Below are 15,330 nucleotides of genomic sequence, written 5' to 3' on the forward strand. Positions count from 1 at the left end.
ACGTCGTCCCGGCGCGCGGCGGGATCGGTCGATTCTACGTCACGGGCGCGGGCGACCCCCGTGGTGCGGCCGATCAGGGCTCGACCGGCGGCTCCACCGGCAGGGTCTCGGTCGGCTCCGTGGGCGTCGGCGTGGGCGTCGGCTCGGGCTCCGGGGTCTCCTCCGGCGTCGCCGTCATCGTCAGCGCCGGGGACGAGCCGCTCGTGAGCGACTCGCCGCCGTCGACGTCGCACGTGTAGGTGTACGAGATCGTCGTGTCGCCGGCGGGGACCGAGCTGAAGTTCATCTGCGCGATGCCGGTCTCCTCGATCTGCTCCCGGCCGTCGGGCCAGGTGATCGTGGCCGTGTAGCCGCCGAGGCTGTAGCCGGCGGGGCAGCTCGCCTCGTCCCAGACGACGACGGGGCTGTCGCCGACCGTGAGGGCCGCCGGGTCGCCGCCGTCCTGCAGGCGCGGCACCGACGTGGGGTCGGCGATCGCGGCCACGGGGGCGTAGATCGTGCCCGTCACGGTCGAGCCCACCGGCACCGGGCCGGTCGGGTCGACGGCGTAGACGGTGCCCGCGTCGGCCTCGGCGGTGGCCGGGTTGCCGGTCTCGACGGCAGGCTCGAGCTCGAGCGCCTCGATCGCGGCGCGGAACTCGGCCTCGTCCATCCCCTCGAAGTCGCTCAGGTCGATGTCGACCGTCTCGAGGGTCTGGCTCGGCACGGGCGTGCCCGAGTCGACGGGCGGCTGCTGCTGCTGGTTGAGGAGCATCATCGCGATCGCGACGCCGGCCGCGACGAGCAGCACCGCGAGGATCACGACGGGCCAGATCCAGGGGTTGCGGCGCCGGTCGCGGTCGCGGTCCAGCGTCGTCGCGCGAGTCACCGGCAGCGCCGCCGTCGCGGGGCTCGACTGGGTCGTGATCACCCGGGTCGCGGCCTGGGTCGGCGAGTCGATCGTCGCGAACGAGTCGGTCGAGGCGATGCCCGGCACGATCGCCGCGGCGCCCGCGATGTCGCCACGGCGCAGCATGGTCGCGGCGCGCGACAGGTGCGCCGCCGAGGTCGGGCGGTCGGCGGGGGTCTTCGCGATGCACGACAGCACGAGGTTGCGCACCGGCTCCGGCACGGTGCCGGGCAGGTCCGGCGGCGCGTCGTTGATGTGCGCCATCGCGATCGCGACCTGCGACTCGCCCGTGAACGGCCGCCGGCCGGCGAGCGCCTCGTAGGCGACGATGCCGAGCGAGTAGATGTCGGTCGACGGCGCCGCCTGCTGCCCCGAGGCCTGCTCGGGCGAGAGGTACTGCACCGTGCCCATGACCTGGCCGGTCGCGGTGAGCGGCACCTGGTCGGCGATGCGCGCGATGCCGAAGTCGGTGATCTTGACGCGGCCCTCGGGCGTGATGAGCAGGTTGCCGGGCTTGATGTCGCGGTGCACGAGCCCCGCCTGGTGCGCGGCGTGGAGCGCTGCGGAGGTCTGCGCGACGATGTCGAGCACCTTGTCGGCCGAGAGCGTGCGGTCGCGGTCGAGGATCGCGCTGAGCGGCTCGCCCGGCACGAGCTCCATCACGAGGAAGGCGCTGCCCTCCTCCTCGCCGTAGTCGAAGACGTTGGCGATGCCCTCGTGGTTGACGAGCGCGGCGTGGCGGGCCTCGGCGCGGAAGCGCTCGAGGAACCCGGGGTCGCCCATGTACTCGTCCTTGAGGATCTTGAGCGCCACCGTGCGGCCGATCACCTGATCGGTCGCCTGCCACACCTCGCCCATGCCGCCGATGGCGATCCGGCTGGTCAGCTGGTATCGCCCACCGAAGGTGAGTCCGCTGGATGGTCTCATGAGTTCAGCACCGCCTCGATCACTGCTCTCCCGATAGGTGCGGCGATCACGTTTGAAGTATCACCGACGATGTTCTCATCCGGCACGACCACGACGGCGACTGCCACGCTCCGGTCGTCCGTCTCGCCGTAGCCCGTGAACCACAGGTTGAACGGCTCGTTGTTCTCGCCCGTCTCCGCGGTGCCGGTCTTGCCGCCCACCGTCACGCCCGGGATCGCGGCGTTGGAGGCGAGCCCCTCGCTCACGCCGAGCTCCATCGCGCCGCGCAGCGCCGCCGCCGTCTCGGCCGAGATGGGGTTGCCCTGGATCGTCGGCTCCGGGTCGTCGAGCACGTCGAGGTTGGGCGCGAGCACGCGGTCGACCATGTTGGGCCGCATCATCGTGCCGTCGTTCGCGATCGCCGCGGTGGTCATCGCCACCTGCAGGGGCGTCACGCGCACGTCGTACTGGCCGAAGGCCGTCAGCATCGTCTGCGCCTCGTCGAGGCCCGTCGGGTAGGAGCTGGGGGTCACGGCGAGCGGGATGTCGAGCGGCTGGCCGTAGCCGAACGCCGCCGCCTGCTCGGCGAGCGCATCCTGGCCGAGCTCCTGCCCGAGCTGCGCGATGGGGATGTTGCACGAGAGCACGAGCGACGTCTCGAGCGTCGCCTGCTCGCCGGGGCCGCACGTCTCGCGGGAGGCGTTGCGCACCTCGCTCGTCGACTGCGGCAGCGTGAGCGTCTCGGGGTTGTCGAACTCCGACTGCAGGTCGAAGCGGCCCGACTCGAGCGCGGCGGCGACGGTCACGAGCTTGAAGACCGAGCCGGGGTAGTAGAGGTCGCCCGCGATCGCGCGGTTCTGCAGCGGCTGCTCGGGATCGGCGAGCAGCTGGTTGTACGTCTCGGTGACGGCCGCCGTGTTGTGGCTCGCGAAGGCGTTGGGGTCGAACGTGGGGCTCGAGTACATCGCGAGCACGTCGCCCGTCTCGGGGTCGAGCGCGACGACCGCGCCCTCCCGGCCGCCCAGCGCATCCGCCGCCGCCTGCTGCGCGTCGTGGTCGATCGTCAGCTCGACCGACGAGCCCGCCGGGTCCTGCCCGGTGAGCGTCGCGAGGATCTGGTCGAGGAACTGGCTGTTGGCGCTGCCGGTGAGCTCGGCGTTCATCGCGCCCTCGATGCCCGTGTTGCCCTGCCCGAGCGTGTTGTAGCCCGTGACGGGCGCGTAGAGCGGCCCCATCGGGTACTCGCGCTGCCACTCGAACTCGTCGTTCGACGGCGTCGACAGCGCCACCTGCACGCCGTCGACCACGATCGAGCCGCGCTCGACCGCGAAGGAGTCGTACAGCGTGCGCGTGTTGCGCGGATCGGCGTGCAGCGAGTCGGCCTGCACGGCCTGGATCATCGTCGACGAGCCGAAGAGCCCGAGGAACATCACCAGCAGCAGCGTGCTCACGCGGCGGATGGGCCTGCGCATGCTCTGCTCCCGTTCGACGCCCGTCATGCGATCCCCCTTCCGCGCACCGAGTCGCTCAGCCTCAGCAGCAGCGCGACGATGAGCCAGTTGGCCAGCAGCGAGGAGCCGCCGGCTGCCAGGAACGGCGTCGTGAGGCCCGTCAGCGGGATGAGCCTCGTGACGCCGCCCACGACGATGAACACCTGCAGGCCGATCGCGAAGGCGAGGCCCACGGCGAGCAGCTTCGTGAAGTCGTCCGGCCCCTGGAAGCCCACGCGCACGCCGCGCGAGACCAGGATCAGGTAGAGCCCGAGGATCGCGAAGATGCCTGCGAGGCCCAGCTCCTCGCCGAGCGACGGGATGATGTAGTCGCTGTTGGCGTACGGCGTGATGTCGGGCCGGCCGAGGCCGAGCCCGGTGCCGAGCAGGCCGCCGTGCGCCATGCCGAACACGCCCTGCACGATCTGGAACGAGCCGCCCTGCGCCTCGTACACGCTCTGGTCGAAGGCGTGGATCCAGGCGTCGATGCGGCGCTGCACGTAGCCGAGCACGAAGTAGGCCGCGATGCCGCCGAGCGCGACGAGGCCGACGCCGATGAACATCCACGAGCGTCGGCCGGTGGCGACGTAGATCATCACGAGGAACAGGCCGAAGTAGAGCATCGACGTGCCGAGGTCGCGCTGGAACACCAGCACGAGCATGCACATGCCCCAGACGATGAGGATGGGCCCGAGGTCGCGCAGCCGCGGGAAGCGGATGCCGAGCACCTTCCTGCCCACGACCGACAGCGAGTCGCGCGCCGTCATGAGGTAGCCCGCGAAGAAGATCGCGAGGGCGATCTTGGCGAGCTCGCCCGGCTGCAGCGAGACGATGCTGCCGATGCCGATCCACACGGTCGCGCCGTTGATCGTGCGGCCGATGCCGGGCACGAGGGGCAGCACGAGCAGGATGATCGCGACCGCCATGGCGAGGAACCGGTAGCGCGCGAGCACGCGGTGGTTGCGCACGACGACGATCGCCGCGATCGCCACGACGAGCGCGATGCCCGTCCACGTGATCTGGCGCATGGAGGCGGCGTCCCAGCCGGTGACGCCCTCGGCGATGTCGATGCGGTAGATCATCGCGATGCCGAGCCCGTTGAGCACCGTCGCGACCGGCAGGATGATCGCGTCGGCCTCGCGCGCGACGATGCGCAGCGCGATGTGGAGGGCGAGCGTCAGGATGCCGAGCCCGGCGGCGAGCTGCAGCGGGAACAGGTCGACGCGCTGCAGGGCGCCGAGCTGCACGAGCACCATCGCGCCGCCCGCGATCACCCAGGCGATCACGAGCAGGAACAGCTCGAGGTTGCGCAGCTTCGCGGGGTTGCGGATGCGCACGCGGATCGCCTCGGTCACATCGCGCAGCTGCACGATGCCCGTCTGGAGGGCGCTGGGAGCGGTGCGATCCGTCATGGCGTCGGCTCCAATCGCTCGACCACGGCCTGCGCGGCCTGGAGCGAGTCGGCGGAGATCGTCTGCTCGACGTTGCGCTGGTTGAAGGGGGTGAGGTCGTCGATCGCGATGTCGGTCTCCTGCACCTCCGTCGCGAGGACGATCGGCCCGATCTGCTGCTGGATGCCCTGGTAGATCGCGACGTTGCCGGCCTCGTTGACGCCGACGAAGTAGCGGTCCTGGGTCCAGCCGTAGAAGAGCACGCTCACGATCGCGACGAGGATCACCGTGAGCACCGCGCCGACGCCCCAGCTGATGCGCCGGTTGCGCCGCATGCGCCGCTGCTCGGCGAGCAGCTCCTGCAGGAACTCCTCGCTCTCGGGCTCGAAGTGCTCGAACGCGGGCTGCTGGCGCGACTGGCGCGGGTGCAGCAGCAGCTGGCCGAGGCTCACCGAGGTGCGCTCGGGCTCGACCGCCTCGTAGCTGATGGGGGCGGCGGCGGAGCCGACGGTGGTCGGCTCGATCGACGACGAGCGCTGCTCGTCGATGTCGCACAGCACCACGGTCACGTTGTCGGGCGCGCCGCGCGAGAGCGACTCGTTGACGAGCCGCTGCACGGTCGACGGGGTGTCGAGCCCCTGCTCGAGGATGGCGCGGATGCGCTCCTCGTCGACGTAGCTCGAGAGGCCGTCGGAGCACACGAGCCAGCGGTCGCCGGGCAGCGCCTGCTCGACGGCCGTATCGATCTCGGGATGCGTCTCGACGTTGCCGAGCACGCGCATCACGACGTTGCGGCGCGGGTGGTGCTCGGCCTCCTCGCGCGTGATGCGGCCGGCCTCGACGAGCTTCTGCACGAAGGTGTGGTCGGTCGAGAGCTGCTCGAGCGCGCCCACGCGGTAGCGGTAGATGCGGCTGTCGCCGATGTGGGCCATGGCGACGCGGTCGCCGACCCGGATGATGCCGGAGGCGGTCGTGCCCATGCCGCTGAGCTCGGGGTGCTCGACCATCGCCTGCTGGAGCGCGTCGTTGCCCTCTCGCAGCCGCTCGGCGAGCGCCTGCGCGGCCTCCTCGGCGCTGCCGTACTCGCGGTCGGCCTCGCGCGCCTTGCGGGTCACGATCGCGCTCGCGACGTCGCCGCCGGCGTGACCGCCCATGCCGTCGGCGACGAAGCACAGGTGGTTCCCGGCGTAGCCGGAGTCCTGGTTCTCCGTGCGGATCCGGCCGACGTGGCTGATCGCGGCGGCGAGGGGTGTGCTCAAGCTCAGCGCCTCAGCTCGAACGTCGTCGTGCCGATCCGCACGGCGCTGCCGACCTGCACGGGCGTCGCCTCGCTGATGCGCTTGCCGTCGACGTAGGTGCCGTTCGTCGAGCCGAGGTCCTGCACCATCCACTGGTCGCGCCAGCGCACGACCTTCGCGTGGTTGTTGGAGGTGTAGTCGTCCTTGATCTGGAGGCCCGCGCCGCTCGAGCGGCCGATCGTCAGGCCCGTCGCCGGCAGGTCGAGCTCGAGGCCTGCCCGGGGGCCCGACGTGATGACGACGCGGGTCGCGGCGCCCGGCGCGGATGCGGCGGCCGGCGCAGCGCGCTCGGTGACGGTCGTCGGCGCATCCGCGGCCGCCGCGGCGGCCGGCGCCGTCGTGGCCGCCTGCTCGCGGGAGCGCTGGTTCTGCACCGCCACGCGCTGCAGCGGCGTCAGGCGCGGCCCGAACAGGTCGCTGCGCAGCGAGTACAGCACGATGAAGATGAACAGCCAGAGCAGCGCGAGGAAGCCGATCCGGATGATGATGAGGGTCAGCTCGCTCACGGGCGCTGCTCCTTGGACTGCGCCAGCACGCGGTAGACGATGCGGGTGGCTCCGATGTCGATGATCGAGTCGGGCTCGAGCAGCGCGCTCTTGAGCGCCCGCCCGTTGAGGGTCGTGCCGTTCGTGGAGCCGAGGTCGCTCACCTGGGCGCGGGTGCCGTCCCAGACGATCTCGGCGTGCTTGCGCGAGGCGCCGGCGTCGTCGACCGTGATGTCGGCGTCCGAGCCGCGGCCGATGACGGTGCGGCCCTTGCGCAGGGTGTGCCGCTTGCCCTTGATGTCGACGACCGCCGTCCAGACGACCTCGCCGGCCTCGGTGTCGGAGGAGATCTCGAACATGCCGGTCGTCATCGACTCGTCGGGCGTGAGGCCCAGGTCGATGGGGCCCGGGAACGAGTAGCCGGACTGCCGCGCGTGCGTCTGGAGCGTGCCGGTCAGCTCGTCGAGCAGCGCGTCGCCGAGGCGCCGCAGCCGCTGGAAGTCGGAGGGCGCGAGGCGCACGGTGAGGCGGTTCGGCACGAGGATGCGGTCGCGCGAGACGACGGAGGCGTTGGTGTCGAGCTCGCGCTTGAGCGCGCTCGCGAGCTCGACCGGCTCGACGCCGGCGCGGAAGGTCTTCGCGAAGGCGCCGTTGACGGCCTTCTCGAGCCCGCGCTCGATCGAATCGAGGAATCCCATGTCCGTCATCACCGTCCCTATGCCGCCGCAAGCGTACCCGGCGAGTCTAGGAACCTGATATTCTCGTGGGGTTGCCCTGGTTCTGCGGGGTGCGCGCGAGTGGCGGAATTGGCAGACGCGCTGGCTTCAGGTGCCAGTGTCCGCAAGGACGTGGGGGTTCAAGTCCCCCCTCGCGCACGAACGGCCCCGGGCTCCACCCCGGGGCCTTTCGCTTGCGGGGCTGGGTCTCGGTACGGCGGCCTCCGGCCGCCTGCTCGACCTTGACCCCTCCGGGCGCAACGCCGCTGTGCGGCAGTGCGCCCTACGGCGTCAAGACCACCTTGATGCAGCCGTCCTGCTTCTTCTGGAAGAGCTCGTACATCTCGGGCGCGCGCTCGAGCGGCACGCGGTGCGTCACGAGGTCCTCGACGCCGAGCGGGTCGGCCGGGTCCTCGACGAGCGGCAGCAGCGCATCCCGCCACGACTGCACGTTGCACTGGCCCATGCGGATCGCGACCTGCTTGTCGAACAGCGTCATCATCGGGATGGGGTCGGCCTGGCCGACGTACACGCCGCTCAGCGACACCGTGCCGCCCCGCCGCACCGCGTCGAACGCCGTGTAGAGGGCGGTCAGGCGGTCGAGGCCGGCGTTGCGCAGCATCGGCTTCGCCAGCAGGTCGGGCAGCGCGCCGACGACCGCCTGCGCCGCGGCGGTGCCGGGCGCGCCGTGCGCCTCCATGCCGACGGCGTCGACGATCGAGTCGGGCCCGCGGCCGTCGGTCGCGGCCCGCAGCACCTCGACCGCGTCGGTCATGTCGATCGTCTCGACGCCGTGCCGCTCGGCCATCGCGCGGCGCTCCGGCACCGGGTCGACGCCGATCACGCGGTGGCCGAGGTGCCGGCCGATGCGGGCGGCGAACTGCCCGACCGGCCCGAGCCCGAGCACGGCGAGCGTGCCGCCCTCGGGCACGTCGGCGTACCGCACGCCCTGCCACGCGGTGGGCAGGATGTCGCTGAGGAACAGGTAGCGGTCGTCGGGCAGCTCGTGCCCGACCTTCGTGGCGTTGAAGTCGGCGAGCGGCACGCGCAGCCGCTCGGCCTGGCCGCCGGGCACCGAGCCGTACAGCGACGTGTAGCCGTACAGCGACGCGCCCGTGCCCTGCTCGCGGTTCTGGGTCGTCTCGCACTGGGTGGTGAGGCCGCGGGCGCACATGAAGCAGCTGCCGCACGCGATGACGAAGGGGATCACCACGCGATCGCCCGGCCGGAGCGTCGTGACCGCGGGCCCCACCTCCTCGACGATCCCCATCGTCTCGTGCCCCAGCACATCCCCCTCCTCGAGGAACGGCCCGAACAGCTCGTAGAGGTGAAGGTCCGACCCGCAGATGGCCGTCGACGTGACGCGGATCACCGCATCCGTCGACTCCTGCAGCCGCGGGTCGGGCACCTCCTCGACCGAGACCTTGCGCTTTCCCTGCCAGGTGAGTGCTCGCATGGCCTCGACGGTACGCCGATGGGGTACAGATCGCCTGGGGGAGGCTCCCAGGTTCAGCCGGCGCGGCCGGCGCCTCCCTGGCGCAGCTCGCCGTCGACGAGCTCGTGCTTCGGGTCGTGCACCTTGCCGATGAGCTCCTCGCCGATCGCGATGCGGTCGACGTCGTCCTCGCCCGGCACGACGTCGCCGCGGAGGCTGCGCCCGGCGGTCTCGTTGAACGTCCAGATGGCGATGAGGCCGATGATGCCCGCGACCGTCATGTAGAAGCCGGGCACGAGCGTCGAGCCGGTCTCGCCGATCAGCCACTCGTTGATGAGGCCTGCGGGGCCGCCGAGCAGCGAGGTGGCGACGTTGTAGCCGAGCGCGAAGCCCGCGTAGCGCACCGTCGTCGGGAAGAGCGCCGGCAGCGTCGCGGAGATGTTGCACAGCAGCATCACGAGGAACAGGCCGAAGATCGCCAGTCCCAGCACCTGGAGCACGACGTTGCCGGTGTTGAGCAGCAGGATCGCCGGCACCGAGAAGAGCGTGAAGCCGATCGCGGCGGTGAGCAGCACGGGCCGCCTGCCGATGCGGTCGGTGAGCGCGCCGAGCGGGATGATCACCGCCATCATCACGAGCTGCACGCCGACGAGCATGAGGCCCGACTGCGTCGCGTCCATGTCGAGGGAGGTGGTGAGGAACGTGGGCATGTAGGTCAGCACCAGGTAGAACGCGGTGTTGATGAGGATCGTGATGCCCATGATCTTCAGCAGCTGCTTCGGCTGCTGCACGACGACGTCGCGCAGCGTCTGCCAGGCGCTCGTGCGCGTGTCGCGCTCCTTCGCCTCGATGAACGTCTCGGAGTCGTGCAGGCGCGCGCGCATGAGCAGCGCGACGATGCCGAGCGGCAGCGTGAGCAGGAACGGCAGGCGCCACCAGCCCTCGGCCATGCCGTCGGTGCCGACGACGAACTCGAGCGCCGTCACGAGGATCGCGGCGAGCGAGAAGCCGAGCAGCGTGCCGAACTCGAGGAAGGAGCCCCAGAAGCCGCGCCGGTCGTCGGGCGCGTGCTCGGCCATGTAGACCGCCGCGCCGGCGTACTCGCCGCCGGCCGAGAAGCCCTGCACGATGCGCAGCAGGAACAGCAGCGCGGGCGCGAGCCAGCCGACCTGCTCGAAGGTGGGGAGGATGCCGATCGCCGCGGTGGCGACCGAGATCATCATGATCGTGAAGACGAGCACCTTCTGGCGGCCGATGCGGTCGCCGAGCGGGCCGAGTACGGCGCCGCCGATGGGGCGGATCAGGAACGAGACGGCGAAGCCGAACAGCGTCCAGAGGATGGCGTCCTCGGAGCCGCCGAAGATCTGCGTCGACAGGTGCACGGCGAGGTAGCCGTAGATGCCGTAGTCGAACCACTCGATGGCGTTGCCCGCCATCGCGCCCATCACCGACTTCTTGACGGTCTTGCGCTGGAGCGGGGAGAGGTCGAGCTCGCGCGTGATGGGCGGCGGCTCGGTGGGGTGTGCTGCGTGCTGCTCGGTCATGGCCGTGTCCCTCCTGGGCGGCGCCGCGCGTGCTGCCGGTGCCGGTCGTGGTGCGTCGGGGTCGTGCGGATGGGCTGTCAGGTGTGCAGGTGGATGAGCATGCGAGTGTACGCGCGGGCGGCGGCCGAGAGGTCGGCGATGCGCACGCGCTCGTCGGGCTGGTGCGCCTGGCCGGTGATGTCGCCCGGGCCCAGGATGATCGTCGGGCAGCCGTGGTGCTCGGCGATGAAGCCGCCCTCGCACGCCGCCGTCCAGGCCTCCACCGGGGCCGTCGCGCCCTCGGCGCGGAGCGCCTCGACGGCGGCGGCGACGAGCGGATGCGTCGGGGCGGTCTCGAAGCCCGGCATCTCCATGAGGAGCGACGCGTGGGCGTCGCAGCCGTCGTCGCCGAGCACGCCGGCGATCCCGGCCTCGAGCTGCGCGAGCGCCTCGGCGCCGGTCTCGCCCGGCATCAGCCGGCGGTCGACGAGCAGGGTGCAGCGGTCGGGCACGATCGACGTGCCGTGGCCGCCCTCGATGCGGCCCACGCTCCACGTCGCCGAGCCGAGCAGGCCCGTCGCGCCCGCGCGCATCCGCTCGTGGTCGTCGGCGATCCACGTGGCGATGCGCGCGGCGGTCGTGATGGCGCTCGCGCCGTCCTCGGGGCGGCCGGCGTGGGCGGCGCGCCCGCGCACCTCGACCTGCAGGTTGGCGGCGCCGCGGCACGCGATCACGACCGCGAGGTCGGTGGGCTCGGCGACGATGCACGCGCGGTAGGCGTCGCGCGGGCCCTCGTCGGCGCGCAGGTGCGCCTGGATGCCGGTCGCGAGATCCTCCTCGTCGACCGTCACGAGCAGCTCGAGCGGCAGCTCGGGGCGCACGCGGTGCACCGCCGCCATCGCCTGCAGCGCGGCGGCGAGGCCGCCCTTCATGTCGGTGGCGCCGCGGCCCGTCAGCCAGCCGTCGGCGACGCGCGGGTTGAACGGGTCGGCCGCCCAGCCCTCGCCCGCCGGCACGACGTCGGAGTGGCCGAGGATGAGCACGCCCGGCGCCTCGGGGGAGGGGTCGGGACCGAAGCGGATCGAGAGGTTGGGGCGGTCGGGCGCGACGAGCGAGCGCCGGCTGCGCCCGCCGAGGCGCGACGCGATCGACTCGAGCACGCGCACCGCGACGAGCTCGGTGCCGCCCGGGTTCTCGCTCGCGGCGAGGATGAGCGACGAGGTGTCGGCGACGATGGTCGCCTCGTCGATGAGCGCGAGCGCCCGCGCGACGTCGTCGACGTCGGCGGCCTCGCGCGCATCCGTCATGCGCCCTCCCGCACGATGAGCTCGCGCGGCGCGTCGGTGAGCAGCTCGACGCCGTCGGCGGTGATCGCGATCGACTCGCTGAGCTCGCAGCCGTAGCCCTCCATCCACATGCCGGCGATGATGTGCAGGCACATGCCGGGCTCGATGACCGTCAGGTCGTCGCCGCGGATCGAGACGGTGCGCTCGCCCCAGTCGGGCGGGTAGCCGATGCCGATCGAGTAGCCGAGGCGCGACGGCTTCTCGATCGAGTGCTGCGCGAGGTGCTCGCGCCAGATGCCGTGCACGTCGGCCACCACGGCGCCCGGTCGCATGCCCTCGAGCACCGCCTGCAGGCCCTCGGCGGTGATCTCGGCGAGGCCCGCGAGGCGCGCGTCGGGGCGGCCGAGCGACACGGTGCGCGCGAGCGGCGCGTGGTAGCGGCGGTGGGCGCCCGCGAGCTCGATCGAGATCGCCTCGCCGCGGTCGAGCCGGCGGGCGCTGAAGGTCATGTGGGGCGTGTCGGCCGACTCGCCGGTCGGCAGCATCGGCACGATCGCCGGGTAGTCGCCCTCGACGCCCTCGACGCCGGTGGCCTGCGCGAACTGGATCGCGGCCGCGATGTCGTTGAGGCGCGCGCCGTCGGCGATCGCGTCGATGCCCGCGCGCATGGCGGCGGAGGCGACGCGGCCGGCTCCCCGCATGAGGTCCAGCTCGTAGGGGCTCTTCACGAGCCGCACCCAGTTGACGAGGTCGTGGCTGTCGAGGAGCTGCCACTCGGGCAGGCCGCGCTCGAGGGCGTGGAAGGAGCGCACGGTGAGGAAGTGCGCCTCGGGCTCGTAGCCGATGCGTCCTCGGTGCGCGAAGCCGTGCTCGCGCAGCTGCTCGGCCGCCCAGTCGAAGGGGTGCGCGTCGCGCTGGTGCACGAGCGACTCGGGGTAGCCGAGGATGCGCTCGCGCGGCAGGAGCGCCGTGCGGTGCGCGCCGCCGGCGTCCATCGCGCGCATGATGAGCAGCGGCTCGCCGGTGAGCGGCACGAACAGCAGCTGCGGCATGTAGAACGACCAGGCGTCGTAGCCGGTCAGGTAGTGCAGGTTGGCGGGGTCGACGACCACGAGCCCGTCGAGGCCCGAGCGCTGCATGCGCGCGCGGGTGCGGGCGAGCCGGTCGGCGAGCTCCTCGGTGCTGGGCGGCATGCGAGCAAGCATAGGGCCCGGTCCCGGCGGCGAGCCCGGCCTCGCCGAGCGCCCTGGCATCGGCTGCGGGCAGGAAGAAGCGGTGCGGACTGGCACATCGGGCGCTTGCGCTCTCGCAAGTTCTGGTGAAGGCGCCTGGTCGGTCCGCACCGCTTGACTTGCCCAGGACTGTACGCCTGCCCGCCGCCGGCGCGCAACGATCCGCGGCGCGTCTGTGGAGGACGGGCCGTCGCGGTCAGCGCTCGTTCGTGCGCCACCCGCGCGGGCCCGCGGAGCCGGCCCGGTACTCCTGCATCGGCACGGCATCCGCCTTCCACGCCGCGAGCACCGGCTCGATGATGCGCCAGCACTCCTCGGCCGCGTCGCCGCGCACGGCGAGCCGCGGGTCGGCGTCGAGGATGGCGCCGAGCACCTCGCCGTAGGGCAGCAGGGCGCCGCCGCCGAGCTCGCCGCGCAGCACCGTCTGCTCGAGCGTGAAGGGGTCGCCCTTGCCGTTCGTGGTGAGGTGCAGCTCGAAGCCGTCGGGCTTGAAGTCGATCACGAGGCGGTCGGCGGTGTCGCGGCCCGCGAGGCCCTTCGGCACGTGCGCGGGCGCCTTCCAGTGCACGATGGCGCGCTTGCGCACCCCCGCGAGCGACTTTCCCGAGCGGAGCACGAACGGCACCCCGGCCCAGCGCGGATTGGCGATCTCGACCTGCACCTCGGCGAGCGTCTCGGTGCCGAGCCCCGGGTCGACGCCCTCCTCGGCGACGTAGTCGGGCACCTCGCGCCCGTCGATGTCGCCCGCGGTGTAGCGCGCGCGGCGCGAGTGCTCGACCGGGTCGACGACGCTCGCGGCGCGCAGCACCTGGCCGATCGCGTCGCGCAGGTCGCGCTCGCCGACGCTCGCGAGCGGCTCGATGGCGATGAGCGCCATGATCTGCAGCAGGTGCGACTGGATCATGTCGCGGAGCGCCCCGTTGCGGTCGTAGTAGCCGGCCCTGCCCTCGAGCGTGACCGTCTCGTCGTAGAGGATCTCGACCCGCTCGATGCTGTCGCGATCCCACGTCGGCTCGAGCAGCCGGTTGGTGAACCGGAGCCCGAGCAGGTTGAGCACGGTGTGCAGCCCGAGGAAGTGGTCGATGCGGAAGATGCGCTCCTCGGGCACGATGCGCGTGACGAGGGCGTTGAGTCGCCTCGCCGACTCGAGGCTGTCGCCGAAGGGCTTCTCGATCGCGAGGATCGTGCCCTCGGGCACGCCGATCCGCTCGAGCGTGCCGCAGACGCGCTCGGTCACGTGCGGCGGCAGCGCGAAGTAGATGACGAGCCGGTCGCACGCGATCGAGTCGAGCAGCGCCTGCAGCGCCACGGGGTCGGTGGCGTCCGAGGCCACGTAGCGCGTCGTCGCGAGGAGCGCCTTCGCCGCCGCGCCCTGCGTCTCGCCCACCTCGAGCGCGGTGCGCACGCGGTCGTGCCAGTCGTCGGCGGTGAGCTCGCGCAGGTCGGCGCCGACGATCTCGACGCGGCGGGACGGCTGCGCGCGCAGCAGCGTGGCGATGCCCGGCAGCAGCAGGCGGCCCGTGAGGTCGCCGGAGGCGCCGAGGATGAGCAAGGTGGTCGACGGCTGAGGTGCCATGCCCCCGATCCTCGCACCCCCGAGGTGCGCGGCGCCTGCGGGCGTACGGTGGAGGCATGCTCGCCCGCACCGCCCGCCTCGTGCTGCCGGCCGTGTGGCTCGGCCTCATCGTCGGCATCTCGCTCATCGAGGCGCCGCTGAAGTTCCAGGCGCCGGGCATCACCATCCCGCTGGGCCTCGGCATCGGCCGGCTCGTCTTCGCTGCGATGAACGCGGTCGAGGCGGTGCTGGCAGGCCTGCTGCTGCTCGCCGTGCTGCGCTCGCCCGCGCCCCGACCCGAGCGCATCCTGGTGGTCGCGCTGGCGGCCGTGCTCGCGCTGAAGGCGCTCGTCGTGCGGCCGCTCATGCAGGCGACGACGGATGCGGTGGTCGCCGGCGCCGACGAGGGCGGGTCGGGCATGCACCTGGCGTACATCGCCGCGGACGGGCTGCTGCTCGTGGGCCTCGTCGCGCTGCTCGCCATGGCCGCGCGGTCGCTGCTCGGCACGCCCGCCCCGGTGCGCGGAGGGCGCCCCAGCCGCAGCTGAGGCGCCCCTCGCGTCAGGTGGCGGCGGTCACCAGATGACGCCGCCGCCGATCGAGATGCCGCCGTAGGTCAGGAGCACGAAGACGCCGGCGATGATCGCCGGCGCGATGCCGCGGCCGCCGGCGTGCCGGGACTTGAAGAGGGCGATGACGGCGAGGATCGCCGCGATCGCCGCGAGTCCGCCGCCGAGGATGAGGCCGATGAAGAGCGGGATCGGCATCAGGACGAGGCCGAGCAGCCCGATCCAGAACGCCCACCACGCCCAGGGGTTGGAGCGCTTGGTCTGCATGCCTCCATCGTCCCATCGGGATGCTCGGAGCCGCCCGAGAGCCCGGCGGCCGCCGTTGAGCGCGCACCGGCGCTCTTCTTGAGGAATGCTCCGTCTGCCTGAGATTCCCTCAGGATGCCCGCAGGGGATCGAACCACGTTCTGGAACGTTGTCGCAGTTTTGCGGTCGAGGCATTGAACGCCCCCCCGGCACGCCATTTGCTGGCCCCACGATGCGCATCACAGCGCGGTGGTCCGACACCGAGCGGCGCATCGAGCCGCCTCGCGCGGCGCTTGCACCACGAGGAGC

The 15,330-nt window shown here is 72.2% G+C and carries 13 protein-coding genes and 1 tRNA gene; 2 read left to right on the forward strand and 12 right to left on the reverse strand.

Features of this window, described 5'->3' with window-relative positions:
• Positions 1-73: 73 nt before the first annotated feature.
• From J2X49_RS04935 to J2X49_RS04960, 6 genes are read right to left on the reverse strand one after another with little or no spacing between them, the layout of a single operon-like run.
• Positions 74-1,816, reverse strand: a complete 1,743-nt coding sequence (locus tag J2X49_RS04935; protein WP_310123241.1) for a protein kinase domain-containing protein — start codon at positions 1,814-1,816, stop codon at positions 74-76.
• Positions 1,813-3,294: a penicillin-binding transpeptidase domain-containing protein gene (locus J2X49_RS04940; RefSeq protein WP_310123244.1), complete on the reverse strand. Its 1,482-nt coding sequence runs from the start codon at positions 3,292-3,294 to the stop codon at positions 1,813-1,815. The genes J2X49_RS04935 and J2X49_RS04940 overlap by 4 nt, the downstream gene beginning before the upstream one ends.
• Positions 3,291-4,697, reverse strand: coding sequence for an FtsW/RodA/SpoVE family cell cycle protein (locus J2X49_RS04945; RefSeq protein WP_310123247.1), 1,407 nt, complete (start codon positions 4,695-4,697; stop codon positions 3,291-3,293). The genes J2X49_RS04940 and J2X49_RS04945 overlap by 4 nt, the downstream gene beginning before the upstream one ends.
• On the reverse strand, positions 4,694-5,935 hold the full coding sequence (locus tag J2X49_RS04950) for a PP2C family serine/threonine-protein phosphatase (RefSeq protein WP_128189833.1): 1,242 nt from the start codon (positions 5,933-5,935) through the stop codon (positions 4,694-4,696). Before J2X49_RS04950 ends, J2X49_RS04945 begins: the two co-directional genes overlap by 4 nt.
• Positions 5,936-5,937: 2 nt before the next feature.
• The gene (locus J2X49_RS04955; RefSeq protein WP_128189832.1) at positions 5,938-6,480 is read right to left on the reverse strand and encodes an FHA domain-containing protein; all 543 of its coding nucleotides are present in this window, start codon (positions 6,478-6,480) and stop codon (positions 5,938-5,940) included.
• On the reverse strand, positions 6,477-7,157 hold the full coding sequence (locus J2X49_RS04960; RefSeq protein WP_128189835.1) for a DUF3662 and FHA domain-containing protein: 681 nt from the start codon (positions 7,155-7,157) through the stop codon (positions 6,477-6,479). The genes J2X49_RS04955 and J2X49_RS04960 overlap by 4 nt, the downstream gene beginning before the upstream one ends.
• A 93-nt stretch (positions 7,158-7,250) precedes the next feature.
• Here J2X49_RS04960 and J2X49_RS04965 point away from each other — a divergent pair.
• A tRNA-Leu gene (locus J2X49_RS04965) sits at positions 7,251-7,334 on the forward strand.
• A gap of 124 nt (positions 7,335-7,458) precedes the next feature.
• On the opposite strand, the gene J2X49_RS04970 is transcribed toward J2X49_RS04965, so the two are convergent.
• The 5 genes from J2X49_RS04970 to J2X49_RS04990 form a co-directional block, all read right to left on the reverse strand.
• The gene (locus J2X49_RS04970) at positions 7,459-8,631 is read right to left on the reverse strand and encodes a zinc-dependent alcohol dehydrogenase (RefSeq protein WP_310123256.1); all 1,173 of its coding nucleotides are present in this window, start codon (positions 8,629-8,631) and stop codon (positions 7,459-7,461) included.
• 53 nt (positions 8,632-8,684) lie between these two features.
• Positions 8,685-10,154, reverse strand: coding sequence for an MFS transporter (locus tag J2X49_RS04975; protein WP_310123259.1), 1,470 nt, complete (start codon positions 10,152-10,154; stop codon positions 8,685-8,687).
• A gap of 77 nt (positions 10,155-10,231) precedes the next feature.
• Complete coding sequence (locus J2X49_RS04980; RefSeq protein ID WP_128189829.1) at positions 10,232-11,440, reverse strand: M20 family metallopeptidase; 1,209 nt, start codon at positions 11,438-11,440, stop codon at positions 10,232-10,234.
• Positions 11,437-12,612 (reverse strand): M24 family metallopeptidase, encoded by a 1,176-nt coding sequence (locus J2X49_RS04985; protein WP_310123264.1) that lies wholly within the window; start codon positions 12,610-12,612, stop codon positions 11,437-11,439. Before J2X49_RS04985 ends, J2X49_RS04980 begins: the two co-directional genes overlap by 4 nt.
• A gap of 235 nt (positions 12,613-12,847) precedes the next feature.
• Positions 12,848-14,227, reverse strand: a complete 1,380-nt coding sequence (locus J2X49_RS04990) for a glucose-6-phosphate dehydrogenase (RefSeq protein ID WP_128189827.1) — start codon at positions 14,225-14,227, stop codon at positions 12,848-12,850.
• A gap of 56 nt (positions 14,228-14,283) precedes the next feature.
• On the opposite strand from J2X49_RS04990, the gene J2X49_RS04995 reads away from it, so the two are divergent.
• The gene (locus tag J2X49_RS04995; RefSeq protein WP_128189826.1) at positions 14,284-14,754 is read left to right on the forward strand and encodes a hypothetical protein; all 471 of its coding nucleotides are present in this window, start codon (positions 14,284-14,286) and stop codon (positions 14,752-14,754) included.
• 27 nt (positions 14,755-14,781) lie between these two features.
• Here the strand turns inward: J2X49_RS04995 and J2X49_RS05000 are convergent, their stop codons facing one another.
• Positions 14,782-15,042: a hypothetical protein gene (locus tag J2X49_RS05000; protein WP_128189825.1), complete on the reverse strand. Its 261-nt coding sequence runs from the start codon at positions 15,040-15,042 to the stop codon at positions 14,782-14,784.
• Positions 15,043-15,330 lie beyond the last annotated feature (288 nt).

The sequence above is a fragment of the Agrococcus sp. BE272 genome, assembly GCF_031457935.1.
Taxonomy (GTDB): domain Bacteria; phylum Actinomycetota; class Actinomycetes; order Actinomycetales; family Microbacteriaceae; genus Agrococcus; species Agrococcus sediminis.